The following is a 20,166-nucleotide window of genomic DNA, read 5'->3' as shown; positions in this document are numbered from 1 at the left end:
TTGGATACACATTTTCTGCGTCTATTGCTATCGATGAAAAATTCTATATCATCAATATAAACAAACAAATAACACGCTAAAACATACAGTATAAAGGACTTGGTTAGCCGGCAAATGCCTGTCGGTACGCCATGTAAACCCTTCTGATTGATAAATTAAACAAATACAACAAAAAGTATATAATAAAAAAGCTTTACTTTTGCAAAAAAATTTTTAGAATGTCGAAAAATTTAGTAATCGTAGAGTCCCCGGCAAAAGCAAAAACTATTCAGAAATATTTAGGAAAGGATTTTGAAGTGAAATCCAGTTTCGGGCATATCCGGGACTTGCCTAAAAAAGGAATGGGGATAGACCTTGCCACTTTTAGCCCAGATTACGAAGTTTCAGCAGACAAAAAGAAATTAGTAACAGAATTAAAGGCTGCAGTAAAAAAAGCTGACATGGTATGGCTGGCTTCCGATGAAGACCGCGAAGGAGAAGCTATTGCCTGGCATCTGGCAGATGAGCTGAAGCTGAAACCTGAGAACAGGAAAAGGATTGTCTTTCACGAGATTACTAAAAATGCCATTCTAAAAGCCATTGAAAATCCCAGGGATATTGATCAAAACCTGGTAAATGCCCAACAGGCAAGAAGAGTATTGGATAGGATTGTAGGTTTTGAAATGTCACCGGTTTTATGGAAAAAAGTAAAACCAGGATTGTCAGCAGGTAGAGTACAATCGGTAGCGGTAAGACTGATTGTAGAAAGAGAAAAAGAAATCCGTGAATTCGTACCCAGGGCAAGTTTCAAACTGGATGGGATATTCTTAAATAAGACAGAACAGGAAATTGCAGCCAAGCTTAAAAAGGATTTCGAAAAAGAAGAAGAAGCTGAAAGATTTCTTGAACAGGCAAAAACTACAGAATTCAAAGTTCTGAATGTTGAAACAAAACCTGGAACACGTTCTGCTTCTGCCCCATTTACAACCTCTACACTACAGCAGGAAGCTTCTTCCAGATTGGGATATAATGTGACGAACACCATGCGTCTGGCACAGAGATTATATGAAGAAGGATTTATTACCTATATGAGAACAGACTCGGTCAATCTTTCCCAGGAAGCAATTGAAGGTGCGAAAAAGCAAATTATCTCCGAATATGGAGCAGAATACTCTTCACCAAGAAATTATACCACAAAATCAGCTTCAGCACAGGAAGCTCACGAAGCGATCCGCCCTACGGATTTCGGAGTGAAGAGCATTGGTGATGCCCAGCTGAATAAATTGTATCAGTTAATATACAGGAGAACCCTTGCCTCTCAGATGGCAAACGCCAAAATTGAAAAAACAGTTATCGAAATCGGTAACAAATCCTTACCGCACCATTTTGAAGCACAGGGAGAGGTGATCATTTTTGACGGTTTCCTGAAAGCTTATGGTATTGTAAAGACAGAAGATGATGATGAAGAAAACAATGAAAAATTATTGCCAAAGGTAAGTGTAGGAGAAATATTGAACTATAAAAGTATTACTGCTACTGAAAAGTTTACGAGGCCAAGTGCAAGATATACCGAAGCCGGACTGGTAAGAAAACTGGAAGAATTAGGTATCGGACGTCCGTCCACTTATGCCCCTACTATTCAGACCATTCAAAACAGGGAGTATGTGGATAAAAGAGAAATTGAACCGCAAACCCGTGAGGTGATCAAAATGTCTTTAGTAAAAGATCAGATAAGGAAAGTGGTTCTGGATGAAAAGTTTGGAGGGGATAAAAATAAATTCGTTCCAACCGATATAGGAGAAGTTGTGAATGATTTTTTAACTGATAATTTCAGGGAAATTTTAGATTACGGATTTACAGCAAGAGTAGAAGAAGGCTTTGATGAGATTGCTAATGGTGATCAGAAATGGAAAGAAATGATGACTGATTTTTACTCCAAATTCCACCCGAGAATTGAAGATGTAGAAGAAAATGCCGACCGCGCAACAGGAGACAGATTGCTGGGGATAGACCCTAAAACAGGCAAAAATGTCCACGCCAGAATCGGAAGATTTGGAGCAATGATTCAGATCGGTGAAACGGATGATGAAGAAAAACCAATTTTTGCGTCATTGATGGCAGGGCAGAATATTGCTACCATTACTCTTGAAGAAGCACTGGAATTATTTAAATTACCATTTGATCTTAAAGAATTTGAAGGGCATCCGGTTTCTGTAGGCGTAGGAAGATTCGGACCTTATGTGAAATGGGGAGAGACTTTCATCAGTATTCCTAAAGGAGAAGATCCGCTTTCCGTAGATCAGAACAGAGCGGAAGAAATTATTAACGAAAAGAAAAAAGCAGACGCCCCAATCGCTACCTATAAAGGAGAGCCGGTAACTAAAGGAACCGGTAGATTCGGTCCGTTCATTAAATATAGAGACATTTTCGTGAATGTTCCGAAAAAATATAATTTTGAAAATCTTTCTCAAAGCGATATTGATGAACTGATTGATGCCAAGCTTGAAAAAGAAGCCAATCGGTATATCCAACAATGGGAAAAAGAAAAAATCTCCATTGAAAACGGAAGATGGGGACCTTTCATCAAATTTGGAAAAGCCATGTTCAAGATTCCAAAGAAAAAAGATGAGACAAAATACGATGCTGAAGAGCTGAAGGAAATTTCTCTGGATGAGGTGAAAAAATGGATCACTGATCAGGATAAAAATGCCTTTGCAGAAAAGAAAAAGCCGGCAGCAAAAAAAGCAACAACTGCTAAAAAGACTACAGCAGCAAAAAAGCCTGCAGCTAAGAAGAAATAATTATATCTTATAATGAATAAAACCGTTAACAATTTTGTTGACGGTTTTTTTTTATGAACAAAAACAATATATGGTGGCAAGTTGCTATGGTTTTTTGTATGTTTGTTGCATCAAGCAATTAATAAATTATACATACTCAAATATTCAAATTAAAATATGGATTTTGAAGATTTTATCATTCCACCAAGAAATTTCAAAACAGAAAGCTGGCAGATTGGAAATCGGATTACAAAAGATATAAAAGAAGACAGTATTGTGCTTTTGTTTGTATCTGATTACAGAGGAGCAGGCGGAGAGGCAGAAGTGCAGGATTTTACAGCCATCAGAAAAGAATTTTACAGGCTTTCCCAGCTTGATTTTGAAATCCCGGTCGTAGACCTCGGGGACCTGGTTTCCGGAAAATCGGTTCAGGATTCCCATTATATATTGCAGGAAGTTTTATCGGCATGCCATTATAAAAGAGCCCTTCCGGTAGTTATCGGTGGCTCCAATGATTTCGCGTTTTCATTATTCTCAACGCTGAACTTTCATCAGAAAAATATCAATTATACCCAAATCAGCAATATTATCTCTCTTAAGCAGGGAGAGGAAATCAATGAGCATACTTTTTTAAGCAAAATGTTCGGGGCTAAAAATTTTTCTATCAAAAACTATCATCACCTGGGATATCAGAAACATTTGAATGAAATGGACTCTGTCCGCCTGATTAAAGAAGTAGAATTTGATATTATCCGCCTGGCAGAAATGATGAATTCCACAGAAAAAACAGAGCCTTTCTTTAGAAAAGCAGACCTGGTTACGGTAAATTGTGATGCTATTGAAAGTTTTGGAGAGCCTTTTTCTATGAATCCACAGGTAAATGGCCTGAACAGAAGAGAAGCATGTGCCTATATGAAAGAGATCGGACTCAGTGAGAATCTCAAATCCGTAGGAATTTTTAATTATAATATTTATTCTGAAAACCAGCTGAACCATCAGCTATTAGCTCAGATGTTGTGGTATCTGATCGAAGGAATCAATATCCAGCGATCTCATCCCAAAGAAAGGCATTATGAATTGTTTTATGTTCTGATTGATGACAGGCAGTATGCATTCAGACGTGATACTTTCAGTAATTTGTGGTATTTTGGTGACGAAGAAAACATAGATAATTGCATTCCGTGTTCCAGGAAAGATTTTGATGATGCTAAGAAAGGATGGTTGAATGCAAGACTGACGAAAATTTAATGTATGACAAATGTTCCCTCAAATGTTTCCATCATTGTTCCGGTTTATAATGTCGAAAAGTATCTGGCAAAATGTCTGGATTCTCTGGTTAACCAAAACCTTCAGGAGGTTGAAATTATTGTAGTGAACGATGGAAGCAAAGACGGCTCTGAAGAAATTATCAGGAATTACGCTCAAAAATTCCCCGAAAAGATAAAAGCTTTCTCCAAAGAAAACGGGGGCTTAAGTGATGCCCGTAATTATGGGATTGATAAGGCTACAGGGAAATACATTGGTTTTGTAGACAGTGACGATTTTGTGACGAGGGAAATGTTTGAAGATATGTTTCTCCTGGCAGAAAAGCATCAGGCTAAAATGGTCGTCTGCAATATTCAGAAAGTGAATGAAGCAGGAGAAATTACTCAAAAATTACCCCAGCTTCCCAATATGCCAGAAAAAATAAATCTTAAGGAAAATCTTTCCGTTTTCTCAGATCTCAGTTATTTTGCCTGTAACAAATTATTCAGAAAAGAATTGTTTGATGGGAAAAGATTTAAAAAAGGAGTGCATTTTGAAGATATTCAGCTCATCCCACAGCTTTTACTGGAATGTGAAGCCATTGCCCAGACTCAAAAGTTCCATTATCAGTATCTTGAACGTACAGATTCCATTACTAAAACCCATACGGAAAAAGGACTCGATATACTGAAAGCAGTAATGGATGTAGAAAATGCGTTTGACAAATCGCCATACGCATCCAGAAAAAAAGAATTAAAAAATTTTCAGATTTTTGAAGGCGTATATTCCTTTCTGGCTTATTTAGCCTTCGTGAAAGAGGATGAAATATTTTATAGAATGGCCGTTCAGCTGGCTGTTTTCAGACAAGAAAGACAAATAAAAATTCAAGATATATTGAAGTATAGTCGTTTTGGTAAGAATTATCTTTTATCTTTGCCGTTAAAGAAAAAGATTTTTTATCTATTGTTTTTTGCCGGACAAAAGAAATTGATAAGAAAGTTGATGTAAACACAAATGTAGGTACTATTGTTTCGGTCTATGGAAGGTTATGACGATTAATGTTCCTTATAAGCATTATGATGCTTTTAATAGAAACATATGTGCTGGATAAGAAAAAAATGAAAAATTTTGAATTGTTCTTAAGCGGATCGGGGATACCTATTTTCTACGTGAAAATAGGTTTAGGATTTCTATTTTCCTTTTTAATTACTTTTTTCTCCATTCCTACCATTGTAAAGATTTCAAGAAGGAAAAATCTTATGGATGAACCGGGAATAAGAAGTTCGCATCTCAGAAAGATTCCCAATCTGGGAGGTATTGCCATTTTTTATTCCATTGGAATCTGCGCTTCTATTTTTGCGTACGAGCTTTTTGACTTGTATAAATTTTTATTTGCTTCATTAATTATCCTCCTGTATGTGGGAGTAATGGATGATATTGTGGTAATGAGAGCCTATAAAAAACTTGTAGCCCAGATTGTCGTTTCCTCATTGGTGGTAATAGGCTCGGATATCAGAATCAGGAGCTTATTTGGTGTATTTGGCATATATGAATTGAGCTACTTTGTAAGTATTTTATTCAGTATTATAACTTTTATTGTGCTTATTAATGCTTTCAATCTTATTGATGGAATAGACGGATTGGCAGGCGGGTACTCAGTAATCTGCAGTGCATTATTTGGAATAAGCTACTATCGGTTAGGAGAATATAATTATCCATTGGTTGTTTTATCTGTAATTATTATAGGAACGGTACTGGCTTTTTTATATTACAATCTCTCAAACTACAGGACCAATAAAATATTTATGGGAGATACAGGTTCTATGTTGCTGGGCTTTCTGCTAGCCTTTACATCTATTTGTTTTATTGATATTTTTATTGATAAAAAGCTTGCGGATGTACCAAGATATCATTTGCAGTCGGCTCCTGCGGTAGCCGTGGCTATTTTGATCCTTCCGATTGTAGATACTTTAAACGTGATTCTGGTAAGGCTTTATCACAAGAAATCTCCGTTTGATGCTGATAAAAACCACATCCATCATAAGCTGTTAAAACTTGATCTTACCCATAGGAGATCTACTTTTTATATTATTTTGTACTATCTGATGATCGTTGGGGTAGCCTATTATTTCAGACATACGAATATCAATTTCTTACTGATGGTTATCATTTTATTAGGCTTTTTGGGAGCTTATCTCCCGGATTTGCTATATCGATTAAAAAATAACAAAAATTAACAATTTAATATTACTTTTGTAACCAATATTCAAATATGATGAAGAACTTTAAGTATTTATTTTTAATATTACCCTTTTTCGTGATTTCCTGTATCACGTCGAAAGATGTAAGGTATTTGCAGCCAAGTGAAAGCCTTGTAATTAATGAAGAAGGTCTTGTTCCCTACAATATCCCTATTTACAGGATTACAAAAAATGATATACTGAACCTTAATATTGTAACAACGCCTAAGGGAGATGCTGCACAGTTTTATTCATCCTACAATACTTCGGGAGGAGTAGGGACATCCGCTGTAAGTACCGCTGTTTCCGGAGGAAGGGCTGGGGGGAATGGTGGAGGATCCAGTTTCGGAGGAAATATGAACTTTTATTTTAACGGATTAAAAGTAGACTCCAATGGTGACATTAATGTTTTCGGAATAGGGTATGTAAAAGCAGAAGGAAGAACATTAGATGATGTTACAAAAGAAATACAGCAAAAAGTTAATGAAAACTTCCAGGATGGTAAATCTGAAGTAAGGTTAAATACCGACGGAATTACCTATTATATTCTGGGCGATGTGGAAACCACAGGTCTTTCGGGAGAGAAAGTAGCTCATAAAAATACAATGACTATTACTGAGGCACTGGCAATTAATGGTGGATTAAACAGAACGGTTGACAGAAAGAATATCGTGATCCATAGAAAACTGCCGGAAGGAATTAAAATTGCCAAAATTGACCTTACCCGTGAAGATCTTATGAATTCTCCTTATTATTACGTACAGAACGGAGATGAAATTTATCTTAATACAAGAAAGAAAAGCTTGAACGGGTTCGGTAAAGATCCTTCACAGACTTTAACCACAGTTGTTGGCTTAGTGTCAGCATTAGCAACAGTTTATCTACTCTTTAAGACTCTTTAATCATGATTCCAGAAAAAGATACTAAAGTAGGTAAAAGTGAATCTCTGAAAGAAAAGTACGGAGCATTTGCATTGTTTGACGTTGAGCATTTTTTAAGGAGGATTCTTAAAAATTGGTACTGGTTTGTACTGATGCTGTTGATTGGATATGCCATTTCTTGGGTATATAGTAAATATTACGCACAAAACATATTTGCTTCAGATATTTCTTTGAGTACTTCAAGCAATACCGCCAGCTTTTTGCAGCCTACACAGGCCAACCAATCTATTAATTTTATTTGGGGACAAAGCGGAAATCAGGATGGGTTATATCTAAAAAAGATGTTGTTGTCAAGGTCTCATAACGAGTTTTTGGTAAAAGAACTGGATCTTTTTGTAAACTACTCTACAAAAGGACTTATAAAATCAACATATCTGGATAAAGATGATTCCCCTGTTTTTGTACAAATTGATAAAAAACATTTACAACAAATCAACTACCCATTTACGCTGATTCCAAAAGGAGGTGCTGCTTATGAAGTAGTTTTACCTGAAGAAGGAGAGTCTACCAATCTATATAATTTTGAAACAGAAAGCTTTCAGAATATCAGTACTTACAGCAAACCTGCGAATAAAATTATCAGGATTAATGAATGGTATACTTCACCTAATCTGAGATTCAGGTTACTCCATAATCCTGTTACCCCCAAAATTAAACTGGATAATATTATTGTAAGTCTGAATTCTGTAAACCAGAGTGTTAATGAGATTATTTCTACTACCAGTGTTGATTTCGATAAAGAAATCAGCAGTATTATGGTGATCACCAAGAAAGGGTATAACCTTAACAGTACGGTTAACTTTCTGAACAAATCTGTTGCAGAACTTCAGAAAAAAAGACTTGCAGATAAAAATATAGTCAATAAAAATACAGATCTTTATTTGCAGGCAAACCTGGATAAGATCCGGAAAAAGCTGGATTCCAGTGCGAATGTTCTGAATTACCTCAAAACATCCGAAAAACTATATAATATTAAGGACAGGGATGAAAAATCACTGGTTAAAATAAAAGAGCTTGAAGCAAAAAAAGCTGATATTCTAAGTAAAATCAGTTCGCTTAATAATATCAAAAATACCCTTCAGTCTCAGGATTTTGATAAAATGATCGGTACCAATGCTGCAGGTTTTGAAGACGGGTTGTTTACTGCCTCTGTAACTGAACTTAAAGCATTGTATGCTAAAAGAGCAGAAATGGTATTAATATATAAGCCAAATTCCGAGCCCATCAAAGAAATAAACAGGCTTATTAACGAAGCTAAGATGGGTTCATATAATAGTCTGAGAAATTATTATACTAAATATTATGACGAAATCAATAAGATTGATCGTGAAGTCGTAGAAGCGAATTCAGATCTGGCCTCATATCCTGAAAAAGAAAGAAGATACCTGGATGCAGAGAGAGGGTATAATATGATTGAAGCAACATATAACAGCCTGTTAAGCAGACAGAATGATACCCAGATGAGAATGGCGACCAACCAATCGGATATCACTGTAATTGACCCTGCTAAAAATCTTGGACAGCACCCGATAGGTCCCAATATTAAGCTAGCTAAAATCGGAATTATTTCTGGTATGCTTTTACTTCCGGTATTATTTATCCTGATAGGAGAGCTGCTTGATAGTAAGATCAGAAATATTAAAGAATTATTGAGCGCTACCAAAATTCCGCTTCTTGGAGTAATCGGAAACAATAGCAATGAAAACATGCTTACCGTTTTGGAACAGCCAAAATCATCCGTATCTGAAGCCTTCAGGGGAATAAGGGCAAATATGAGATTTTTGATGGATAATCATGAAGAAGGTAAAGGAAAAGTAATTCTGATTACTTCTTCCATTGGAGGAGAAGGGAAGACCTATATTTCCATCAACTTATCTTCCGTAATAGGATTAAGTGATAAGAAAACAATTCTGCTGGGGATGGACCTTAGAAAACCTAAGATTTTCGGGGATTTTAAAATTGATAATAAATATGGTATCTCCAATTATCTGACAGGAGAAGTGGGAATTGACCAGATTATCAACAAAACAAAAATTCCTAATCTGGATGTAGCGACTTCAGGGCCTATTCCACCAAACCCGTCTGAGCTTTTGATGAGCCAGAGAAATATTCAGTTTATAGAAGAACTGAGAGAAAAATATGACTTCATTATTATAGATTCACCACCTGTGGGATTGGTTGCAGATTCCTATGAATTGATGAAGCTCTCGGATGCTAATATTTATGTTGTCCGTCATGAATATACAGAAAAGTATATGTTGAAAATGATTACTGAAAAATATCATAACAATGAGATCAGCCACTTAGGATTGATCTACAATGATTACAACACGAAACAAGGTTATGGCTACGGATATGGCTATGGTTACGGGTATGGTTACGGATATGGTTATTTTGATGAAGACAAAAACTATAAAGAACCATTGTTGATCAGAATAAGGAATAAAGTGCAGACGATGTTTAATAAAAAATAGAGCCTTAAACCCTCATCCCATGGGGGTTTTTTCATACTTGTTGTGTTTTCAATCTATTAAATAAAGAATATTTTTGCCACTTTGTCGTTTACTTTATAACAAATTATGTTTTTTTGTTTATTTTTAACTAAACATTAAGATTATCATTAATATAAAAATGTTTTATATTTGCAAAAATTAAATTTTAAAATAACCATAAATCCATATTCTTTTATGAATAAAAAATTATTGTTTAGCTTCCTTGCCTTCCTTGGAGTGGTAAGTGTTAAAGCACAAAGAAACGAATTGGGAGTTCGTCTAGGGATGAGTAACCTAGTGGGAGATGTAGGAAGGACAAATTATATTTTACAAAAGCCGTTGGATTTAAATAGAGTTTCAGATTGGGGAATCCCATTTTATGGAGGGTTGTTATATAGATTTAATTTTAACCCGCATCAGACTGTCAGATTGGATTTAGGATATAACCAGATCCAGTTTAATGATAAAGTTGCGAAAGAAGAATATAGAAAAAATAGAAACTCATACGGGAAAAACAATGTGTATGAGGCAAGTTTAATGTTTGAATACAATTTTTTTCCAATCAATAATGAGCAGATAAGTATGGTAAGCCCGTATATTTTTGGGGGGATTGGTGCTCTGATGTTTGATGCTCCTAAAGCAACATTGGAAAATGATTTTAGAAGAGACGCTGATGGTGTAGCATTGGCTCCTATAAATGAACTGGACTTTACTACCAGAACAAACTATTCATTAGGAAAGAAAGTAACAATGCATATCCCTTTTGGTGTAGGATTGAAGTACAAATTTAATCATACATGGGCTATATTTGCAGAAGCTACCTTCAGATATACATTGACAGATCAGCTGGATCACAGTAAGATCCTCGCTGAAGATGTAAAAACTTCTTTTAATGCAGATATTTTAGATCCATCTACAGGGGCTTCCCTGTTGCAGTCAGGGAGCTATTATGCTGTTGCAAAAGAAAGACAAGAAGAGTTTATTAATAAGAGAAATATTGGAGACAGCAGATCCAAAGACTGGATGAATACATTCAGTTTAGGACTGACTTTTTCGTTTGGAAGACCTCCATGTTATTGTGATTAATATGTCGTTGATTAAAGATAAAATAAATTCTGAGAATTTACCAAAGCATGTAGCCATCATTATGGATGGTAATGGAAGATGGGCAAAATCTCGTGGCGAAGAAAGAACGTTCGGTCACAAAAATGCCATTAATGCCGTAAGAAATGCGATTAATGCCTGTAATGAGATCAATATTCCCTATTTAACCCTTTATACATTCTCCTCTGAAAACTGGAGCCGCCCAACCGAAGAAGTGAATACACTGATGAATCTTCTGGTGGAAACCTTACTGTTGGAAGCGGAAGAAATTTTTAGCAAAGGGTTGAGAATGCATGTAATAGGAAATATGGAGAAACTACCGGTACTCGTAAGAGAACAATTGCAGCGTGTGGTAGATCTTACAAAAGAAAACACAAAAGGAAACTTAGTATTGGCGATAAGCTATGGCTCTCAAAATGAAATTCTGAATGCCGTGAGAAATATAAGTTCTGATGTAAAAGAAGGAAAAATAGAGGTAGAGAATATTGATGAAAAATTATTCGAAAATTATTTGTATACCAAAGATTTTCCTCCTGTAGACCTACTGATCAGAACCAGCGGTGAAATAAGAATAAGTAATTTCCTTCTTTGGCAGATTGCTTATGCAGAATTACAGTTTTTAGATGTCCTATGGCCGGATTTTACCAAAGATATTTTCTTTCAGTCTATCGTAGATTATCAAAATAAAGAAAGAAGATACGGTTTAACCGGAGAACAGGTACAAGGCCAATAAATTTTTAAGAAAAGAAAGACTCGATAAAATGAAGTTTAGACTATTACCCATCATTATGTTTGCTGCTTCTGCGCATTTTTATGGACAAGTAACTCCACAGGACAGCACTAAAGTAAATAATGCTGTACATGCAGAAAGTGAAGTAGGCACTTATACACTTAAAGACATAGTTGTAGATGGGGTAAAAAAATATACACCCGCGCAGATTCTGCGGTTTACAGGCTTATCCAAAGGAGAAAGTGTAGACATTCCGGGACAGAAAATCAGTAATGCTGTGAAAAAGCTTTGGGATACCCAATCATTTTCTGAAGTGGAAGTATATGTTCAAAGCATTGAAGGCCAGACCGTAGTCCTTAGATTTTACCTGCAGGACCTGAAAGAACTTGGAGAAGTTAAATTTGCAGGAAAAGGGATCGGAAAATCTAAAGGGGAAAAACTGGCTAAGGATAATAACCTGAAACCAGGAACCAAAATTACTCAAAACTTAGTTTCAAGCCTGAAAACAAACATTCCGAAAGACTATATTAAAAAAGGTTTCGCAGATGCTAAAGTCAGTATTGAAGATAAAGTAAATGCTGGGGACCCTGCTTTAGTAGACTGGACGATCACGGTAGATAAAGGAAAAAGAGTCAAAATCGATCATATCGAATTTGAAGGAAATCAAAATGTATCAGACAGACAGCTCCGGAAAAAAGCCTTTAAAGAAACCAAACAAAAGCGTTTCGGAATCGGTGGTATTCTGAAGTCTTCAAAATTCATAGAAGAAAAATATCAGGAAGACAAACAAAACCTGATCAGCTTTTATAACTCTTTAGGATACAGAGATGCAAAGATCGTATCAGATTCTGTATGGAGGAATAAAAATAGAAACTACGAGATCAATGTAAAGCTTAACGAAGGTAAAAAATATTATATTGGTGATATTACGTTCACTGGTAATACCGTTTACTCTACAGAGGCCTTACAAAGATTATTAGGATATAAAAAAGGTGATATCTACGATGCTGTAGGATTTAATAAAAAAGTAGGAGAAGACGGAGGTAAAGAAGACGATTCGGATATCAAATCCATGTACATGAACAACGGATACCTTTTCTCCAATGTAACCCCTGTGGAAAAATCAGTTTCAGGGGATGCTGTTAATCTGGAAGTTAGAATTAATGAAGGGGAACAGGCTACATGGAATAAAGTTACCTGGCAGGGGAATACCACAACCCATGACCATGTGATCCTGAGATCATTAAGAACAAAACCGGGAAATCTCTTCGCAAAAAGCGATATCAAGAGAACTTATTTTGATCTTGCCGGAATGTCTTTCTTTGATCCGCAACAGATCGGACAAGATATCCAGCCGAATCAAACAGATAATACAGTTGATATCAACTGGAAACTCGTGGAAAAAGGATCTTCACAGGTTCAGCTACAGGCAGGTTACGGAGGTAACAGCTTCATTGGAACCTTAGGATTGACGTTCAATAACTTCTCATTAAAAAATTTCCTTAAGTTTAAAGACTTTAAACCTGTTCCGCAGGGAGATGGTCAAACCTTCTCTATTCAGGTTCAGGCCGGTCAGTATTTCCAGAACTACGGGATATCATTTACAGAACCTTGGTTATTTGGAACTAAACCTACTGCCCTTTCTGTAAGTTTAAATAACTCCAGAGTAAAGTATACAGATGCCTACGGAAGTTCTCAGAAGCTTAATATTTTCTCTGCGTCAGTAGGTCTGAACAGATATTTACACTGGCCGGATGATTATTTTTCATTATATACCGGGCTGCAGTTTCAAAAGTACGACTTCAATAACTATCCGTTCCAGTTTGGGGATACAACAGAGTATTATGGAAATGCCAATAACTTTAGTATCAACTTAGGCTTAAGCAGAAACTCTGCCGGGATAGATCCAATCTTCCCTACAACAGGTTCCAATATTGAACTTTCTGCCAAATTGACCCCGCCATATTCATTGTTTAGCAACAAAGACTATTCTACAATGAAACCTGTAGATAAATATAAATGGATGGAGTTCTATAAAATCAAGTTTAAAGCTGACGTATATAATGAAATCGTTGGAAAACTGGTGTTGAGATCTTCAGCTGAAATGGGATTCATGGATGGCTATAACAAACAATTGGGGGCGCCGCCTTTCGAAAGATTTTATGTAGGAGGTACCGGACTATTCGGCGGTAGATATGATGGTAGGGAATTGATTCCTTTAAGAGGGTATGAAAATGCCAGTACTTACGGTGGAGAATCTGCCGATATTACACAAAGAGGAGGAGGAACCATCTACAACAGATTTACACTGGAACTGAGATATCCGATATCTTTAAATCAAACTGCTAAAATTTATGCATTAACATTTGCTGAAGGAGGTAACGTATGGAATTCATGGGGCAACTATAACCCATTCCAGCTGAAGAGATCAGTAGGAGTAGGTGTAAGAGTTTATATGGGAGCATTTGGATTGATCGGATTTGACTTTGCATACGGATTTGATAAAACAATTTCAGGAAACCCATCCGGATGGCAAAACCACTTCTTAATGAACCAATCATTATAATTATAACTATGAAGAACTTTAAAGTAACTTTCACATTGGTATTCCTGCTGTTCTTTGGACTAAGCAATGCTCAGAAAATAGGAGTGGTGGATACTAATGAAATTTTAAATAAGCTTCCTCAGTATAAAGAAGCCGAAGCGAGGCTCAATGCGCAAATTGATACCTGGCAGTCAGAACTTCAAAACCTGCAGTCGGAATATGAACGCAAAAAAGCAGCTTTTGAAAGTGAAAAAGTTTTATTAATAGGAGATCAACTGAAGCTGAGAGAAAAGGAAGTAGTGGATCTTGAGAAAAATATTAAAACAACAACCAGCTTACGTTTTGGTGCCAATGGCGAAATCACTAAACTTAGAACAAATCTGGTTCAGCCATTCCAGGATCAGATCTGGGAAGCCATCAAAACAATGTCTGAAAAAAATGGGTTGGGCATAGTTCTTGATAAAAGCAATAACATTAGTGTTATTTTTCTTCAGGGAAAATATGATTACACAGAAAAAGTGCTCAGTATTTTACTGAAAGGAACTGATAAAAAAGAAAAAACTAATAACAAAAGTAAAAAGTAATTATTAAATTAACTTTTTTAAAAAAATTAAATCTAAAAACAAATTAAATTATTTATTTACCAATTATGAAAAAATTAAGTGTATTATTTGCAGCAGTAATGATGATTGTATCTGTAGGTATGGCTAAAGCTCAAAAAATTGCTACTTTAGATGTAATAGGAGTTCTTAACGCAATGCCTGAGAAGAAAAAAGCAGATGCTGATCTTAAAACATTCTTGGACACTAAACAAGCTGAGATTAAGAAAAAAGCTGACGCCGGACAAGCTAAACTAAAGCAATACAGCGAAGAAGCTCCTAAGAAAACTGCAGAAGAAAACAAAGCCAGAGAAGCTGAATTACAAAAAATTCAGGAAGAAATCGCTCAAATGCAAGACAAAGCTCAGAAAGACTTACAAGCTAAACAGGATGTAGCTTTTGGACCAATTGAGAAAAAATTGAATGATGCAGTAGAAAAAGTAGCTAAAGCTAACGGGTACGAGTACGTTATGGATGCAAACTCACCGGCATTCCTTTACAAAGCAGGAGCAGATGCTACTCCGGCTGTAAAGAAAGAATTAGGAATTCAATAATTTCTGCAAATTAACAAAGATTTATAAAACTAACCGCCTCTTTTAGAGGCGGTTTTTTTATTTTTGCGGAATGGAAAAAGAAGTATCAACCACGGTAAAGGTTAGATTTAGTGATTGTGATCCGATCGGACATTTAAATAATGTGAAGTATCTTGATTATATGTTCAACGCCAGAGAAGATCACGTGGAAACATTTTACGGGTTTACCTATGAGGAATATACTAAACAGACAGGCTGTACCTGGATTGCAATTCAAAATGAAATAGCCTATTTGAAAGAAGTAAGATACAATACCCAGGTGGTGATCAGCAGTAAAACTATAGAGATACAGGACAGAACGGCTAAAGTGGAAATCCTTATGAAAAGTTTGGATGAGAAGACAATTCATGCTGTACTTTGGGTAACAGTTATTTATTTTAATATCAAAACCAGAAGATCTGAAGTGCACCCGGAAGATATAAAAGAAACATTCCAGAAATTTTATGTGGATTTAATACAAAAGGATTTTCAGTCGAGAGTTAAATTTTTGAGATCTCAAAATGCGAAAAACTCTTAATTAAAATCTTTAATAACCTATAATTAATAATTAGATGAAAAAAATACTAGTAATAGGGAGTAATGGCCAATTAGGTAACTGTATCAGAAAAATAGCTCCTGACTTCGAGAATCAATATGAATTTTTATTTACAGATTCCTCAACTCTTGATATTACAAATGAAGAAGAGATTAATGACTATTTTTACGATAATAAACCAGATTATTGCATTAATGCTTCTGCTTATACAGCCGTAGACCTTGCTGAAAAAGAAAAAGAAAAAGCTTTTGCAGTAAATGCTGAAGGAGTAGCTCATCTTGCCCAGGCTTGTGCAGACTTTAAAAGTATTCTGATTCACGTTTCTACAGACTATGTTTTTGATGGAAATACAAACCTTCCTTATTCTGAAGATGATTTTACCAATCCGATAGGAGTATATGGAAAATCAAAACGAAAAGGGGAAGAGCTGGCCTTGGAAATCAATCCCCGGACAATCATTTTAAGAACCTCGTGGCTTTACTCAGAGTTCAACAAAAACTTTGTTAAAACAATGCTGAACCTATTCTCTCAGAAAGATGAACTGGGAATTGTAGCAGATCAGTTTGGACAACCTACCAATGCTAATGACCTTGCAGAGGCTATCATGAATATCATTAATACTCCAAATAAAACCTTTGGGATCTTCCATTTTTCAAACTATCCTGAAACAACCTGGTTTGAATTTGCTCAGAAGATCGCAGAATTCTCAAAATCCTCAATCAAATTAAATCCGTTGACAACTGAACAATATCCCACTCCGGCAAAAAGACCTGTGAGAAGTACGATGTCACTGGATAAGATTGAAGAAACTTATAATATAGAACCAAAACATTGGGAGAACAGCCTAGAAGAATGTGTTGATATCCTTTCACAACAATAATTATTATGAAAAATATCGCCATTGTCTTTTTTGTATTATGTGTGCAATTATGGAATGCACAAAATGTTTTTCTGACCAGAATAGAAAAAATAAACGATAACACGGATAAATTTTTATATAAAAAAGATGATGCAATAGCTGATGCCATATATTTGGGAATTGTAGATGTACAGGGATTTTCAAAAGATGATGCCGCTGTTTTTTCTTTGTTATATAAGAAAGCAAAAGAAATTGGTGCCAATACCTTTACTCTGAAACCTTTTGAAAACGTAGATGGAACACCCCAGCCATTTAATCCTGCAAATTATAGGCTGGCCTTATATTATACTCCGAAAGAAAAATTAAAGGTTCAGAATGGAATGATTTACATATTTGCATCATCAGAAAAAGATCAGAAAATAAATGTCAACAAAAAAGATTACACCTTATCACCCAGGACATTTATAAAAATTAAAATAGAACCCGGTGAAGTTTACACCATATCTACTAAAAAACTTTTAGGATCAACTGTAAAAATACAGCCTAAAACCAATGAAGATAATTCATATTTTCAGATTTCATCTTTGAAAGTAAAATCGGATACTTCAGGCTATGGTGGATTAAATTTGAAATCAGGAGATATTGTAGGACTTGAGAAGTCGTATGCAGAATTTTTAAGTGTGATCTATAAAGAAGATAAACCGTAAAATAAAATTCATTGACAATCCCTTCCGTAGGAATCTGCTATGTTAGGTTCCTACGGTTTCTATTTCATTTTTAAGAATAACATAAGGATCAAATCCTTGTCTACTATTCTTACTCCATGCTTTTCTACTTCCTATTCCAGACTCTTTTTGTTCTCCTCTACCAGGAATTCAATTCTGCTATCAATCCAATTCCCCCAGACGACGGAAGATTTGAGACAATGGATAATAGATGGATGACAATACACGATTGATAATAGATCCCGGATACGTATACATTTTGGCTAAAGCCGGTGGAATTTTATGGTTTTTATTGAGCCCGGGCTAAAGCCCGGGCCTATTGAATAGGTATATTTATAATATTCTCAAAGCTTAAAAACAATGATTAATTTACCATCCAGCCGTCATTGATAAAAAAATTACTCCAACTTTTAATTTTCCAATTGCCCCCTTTAAACATTTGTTTATAATTTTTATCGCTAATTGCCAGCCTTTTAGCTTAAAATAGGAATGGAAAATGAATTTTATGTTAACTAGACTTGTTTTGCGTTGTATAAAGTTGTTATCTTTGCCCCACTGAAAACGAGAGAGTATCAGTCAAGCGCAGAAGAGCTTTTAGGTAAGCAAGAACATTATAATACTTCATAAGATAAAGACAAAAAAACTTTAAATTTTTTTTAACAAAAAAGATTGTGAGTTAAAATAAAGTTTGTATCTTTGCAGTCCGAATAAATCGGAGCGCAGGAGTAGGGGTGATTGAGGTTTTGAGAAGGATTAAGGTTACTTAAAAAAACTTTAAAATTTTCTTCAGGAACATTTGGTCATTACAAAATAAAGTTTTACTTTTGCACTCGCAAATACGGAGCGGATATAGACAGAAAGATTGCTTCGTTAAAAAGCGGAAGATATAAAGATCATTGACATACAATATAACAACCAAGTAAGGAAAAACTAAAGCGTTAAAAACTTTGAGTGAGTCAGACAAACATACAATGGAGAGTTTGATCCTGGCTCAGGATGAACGCTAGCGGGAGGCCTAACACATGCAAGCCGAGCGGTAGATTGCTTTCGGGCAATTGAGAGCGGCGTACGGGTGCGGAACACGTGTGCAACCTGCCTTTATCTGGGGGATAGCCTTTCGAAAGGAAGATTAATACCTCATAATATAAGAGACGGCATCGTTTTTTATTGAAAACTCCGGTGGATAGAGATGGGCACGCGCAAGATTAGATAGTTGGTGAGGTAACGGCTCACCAAGTCGACGATCTTTAGGGGGCCTGAGAGGGTGATCCCCCACACTGGTACTGAGACACGGACCAGACTCCTACGGGAGGCAGCAGTGAGGAATATTGGACAATGGGTGAAAGCCTGATCCAGCCATCCCGCGTGAAGGACGACGGCCCTATGGGTTGTAAACTTCTTTTGTATAGGGATAAACCTTTCCACGTGTGGAAAGCTGAAGGTACTATACGAATAAGCACCGGCTAACTCCGTGCCAGCAGCCGCGGTAATACGGAGGGTGCAAGCGTTATCCGGATTTATTGGGTTTAAAGGGTCCGTAGGCTGATTTGTAAGTCAGTGGTGAAATCTCACAGCTTAACTGTGAAACTGCCATTGATACTGCAAGTCTTGAGTGTTGTTGAAGTAGCTGGAATAAGTAGTGTAGCGGTGAAATGCATAGATATTACTTAGAACACCAATTGCGAAGGCAGGTTACTAAGCAACAACTGACGCTGATGGACGAAAGCGTGGGGAGCGAACAGGATTAGATACCCTGGTAGTCCACGCCGTAAACGATGCTAACTCGTTTTTGGGATGTAAGTTTCAGAGACTAAGCGAAAGTGATAAGTTAGCCACCTGGGGAGTACGAACGCAAGTTTGAAACTCAAAGGAATTGACGGGGGCCCGCACAAGCGGTGGATTATGTGGTTTAATTCGATGATACGCGAGGAACCTTACCAAGGCTTAAATGGGAAATGACAGGCTTAGAAATAGGCTTTTCTTCGGACATTTTTCAAGGTGCTGCATGGTTGTCGTCAGCTCGTGCCGTGAGGTGTTAGGTTAAGTCCTGCAACGAGCGCAACCCCTGTCACTAGTTGCCATCATTAAGTTGGGGACTCTAGTGAGACTGCCTACGCAAGTAGAGAGGAAGGTGGGGATGACGTCAAATCATCACGGCCCTTACGCCTTGGGCCACACACGTAATACAATGGCCGGTACAGAGGGCAGCTACACAGCGATGTGATGCAAATCTCGAAAGCCGGTCTCAGTTCGGATTGGAGTCTGCAACTCGACTCTATGAAGCTGGAATCGCTAGTAATCGCGCATCAGCCATGGCGCGGTGAATACGTTCCCGGGCCTTGTACACACCGCCCGTCAAGCCATGGAAGTCTGGGGTACCTGAAGTCGGTGACCGTAAAAGGAGCTGCCTAGGGTAAAACAGGTAACTAGGGCTAAGTCGTAACAAGGTAGCCGTACCGGAAGGTGCGGCTGGAACATCTCATTTTAGAGCGTTGAAGAACGTTAAACAAAATTAGTGTCCTAGAGACACAGTACTTACTTAAAGTAAAGCTTTAGTTTTTTGTTTGGTTGGTTATATTACAAATACACAACCCACTAGAAATTAGTAAAGGGATTGAGACAAAGAGGCAAGATAAAAGAAGGAAGCGCAGTCTGATATCTAATATCTGAAATCTGTTAGTCTAACAGACAGTCTCGTAGCTCAGCTGGTTAGAGCGCTACACTGATAATGTAGAGGTCGGCAGTTCGAGCCTGCCCGAGACTACTAATTAAGGCGGCTGGCAAATGGCTTATAGCAGA

General features: G+C 36.6%; 14 protein-coding genes, 1 tRNA gene and 1 rRNA gene. All 16 read left to right on the top strand.

The window, feature by feature from the left end; translation table 11 throughout:
- Positions 1 to 218 precede the first annotated feature (218 nt).
- The 16 genes from topA to OK18_RS06025 all read left to right on the top strand — a co-directional run bounded on the left by topA (position 219) and on the right by OK18_RS06025 (position 20,131).
- On the top strand, positions 219 to 2,780 hold the full coding sequence (topA, locus tag OK18_RS06100; RefSeq protein WP_053327447.1) for a type I DNA topoisomerase: 2,562 nt from the start codon (positions 219 to 221) through the stop codon (positions 2,778 to 2,780).
- 156 nt (positions 2,781 to 2,936) lie between these two features.
- The gene (locus OK18_RS06095; RefSeq protein WP_053327446.1) at positions 2,937 to 4,007 is read left to right on the top strand and encodes a formimidoylglutamase; all 1,071 of its coding nucleotides are present in this window, start codon (positions 2,937 to 2,939) and stop codon (positions 4,005 to 4,007) included.
- 3 nt (positions 4,008 to 4,010) lie between these two features.
- Entirely contained in the window at positions 4,011 to 5,012 is a 1,002-nt protein-coding gene (locus OK18_RS06090) for a glycosyltransferase family 2 protein (RefSeq protein ID WP_082129149.1), read from the top strand.
- Positions 5,013 to 5,122: 110 nt separating this feature from the next.
- A complete protein-coding gene (locus tag OK18_RS06085) occupies positions 5,123 to 6,241 on the top strand; it encodes a glycosyltransferase family 4 protein (protein ID WP_053329301.1) in 1,119 nt (372 codons plus the stop codon).
- A 35-nt stretch (positions 6,242 to 6,276) separates the two neighbouring features.
- Entirely contained in the window at positions 6,277 to 7,146 is an 870-nt protein-coding gene (locus OK18_RS06080; protein WP_082129148.1) for a polysaccharide biosynthesis/export family protein, read from the top strand.
- A 2-nt stretch (positions 7,147 to 7,148) separates the two neighbouring features.
- Positions 7,149 to 9,659, top strand: coding sequence for an exopolysaccharide transport family protein (locus tag OK18_RS06075; RefSeq protein ID WP_053327445.1), 2,511 nt, complete (start codon positions 7,149 to 7,151; stop codon positions 9,657 to 9,659).
- Positions 9,660 to 9,872: 213 nt separating this feature from the next.
- Complete coding sequence (gene porG / locus OK18_RS06070) at positions 9,873 to 10,763, top strand: type IX secretion system protein PorG (RefSeq protein ID WP_050019726.1); 891 nt, start codon at positions 9,873 to 9,875, stop codon at positions 10,761 to 10,763.
- Position 10,764: 1 nt separating this feature from the next.
- Positions 10,765 to 11,514, top strand: a complete 750-nt coding sequence (locus OK18_RS06065; RefSeq protein ID WP_050019725.1) for an isoprenyl transferase — start codon at positions 10,765 to 10,767, stop codon at positions 11,512 to 11,514.
- A gap of 28 nt (positions 11,515 to 11,542) precedes the next feature.
- Positions 11,543 to 14,077 carry an outer membrane protein assembly factor BamA gene (bamA, locus tag OK18_RS06060; RefSeq protein ID WP_053327444.1) on the top strand — a complete coding sequence of 845 codons (2,535 nt, stop codon included), beginning with the start codon at positions 11,543 to 11,545 and terminating at the stop codon, positions 14,075 to 14,077.
- A gap of 8 nt (positions 14,078 to 14,085) precedes the next feature.
- Complete coding sequence (locus OK18_RS06055; RefSeq protein WP_053329300.1) at positions 14,086 to 14,640, top strand: OmpH family outer membrane protein; 555 nt, start codon at positions 14,086 to 14,088, stop codon at positions 14,638 to 14,640.
- A gap of 65 nt (positions 14,641 to 14,705) precedes the next feature.
- Positions 14,706 to 15,209, top strand: coding sequence for an OmpH family outer membrane protein (locus OK18_RS06050; protein WP_053327443.1), 504 nt, complete (start codon positions 14,706 to 14,708; stop codon positions 15,207 to 15,209).
- 70 nt (positions 15,210 to 15,279) lie between these two features.
- Positions 15,280 to 15,765: an acyl-CoA thioesterase gene (locus tag OK18_RS06045; RefSeq protein ID WP_050019723.1), complete on the top strand. Its 486-nt coding sequence runs from the start codon at positions 15,280 to 15,282 to the stop codon at positions 15,763 to 15,765.
- Between the two features lie 34 nt (positions 15,766 to 15,799).
- A complete protein-coding gene (rfbD, locus tag OK18_RS06040) occupies positions 15,800 to 16,663 on the top strand; it encodes a dTDP-4-dehydrorhamnose reductase (protein WP_053327442.1) in 864 nt (287 codons plus the stop codon).
- 5 nt (positions 16,664 to 16,668) lie between these two features.
- On the top strand, positions 16,669 to 17,349 hold the full coding sequence (locus OK18_RS06035) for a hypothetical protein (RefSeq protein WP_053327441.1): 681 nt from the start codon (positions 16,669 to 16,671) through the stop codon (positions 17,347 to 17,349).
- Between the two features lie 986 nt (positions 17,350 to 18,335).
- A 16S ribosomal RNA gene (locus tag OK18_RS06030) occupies positions 18,336 to 19,852 on the top strand.
- A 205-nt stretch (positions 19,853 to 20,057) separates the two neighbouring features.
- Positions 20,058 to 20,131 (top strand) — tRNA-Ile (locus tag OK18_RS06025).
- Positions 20,132 to 20,166 lie beyond the last annotated feature (35 nt).

Origin of the sequence: Chryseobacterium gallinarum, from assembly GCF_001021975.1 — a bacterium.
GTDB classification, from domain to species: domain Bacteria; phylum Bacteroidota; class Bacteroidia; order Flavobacteriales; family Weeksellaceae; genus Chryseobacterium; species Chryseobacterium gallinarum.
This window is presented reverse-complemented; position numbering and strand designations above follow the sequence as displayed.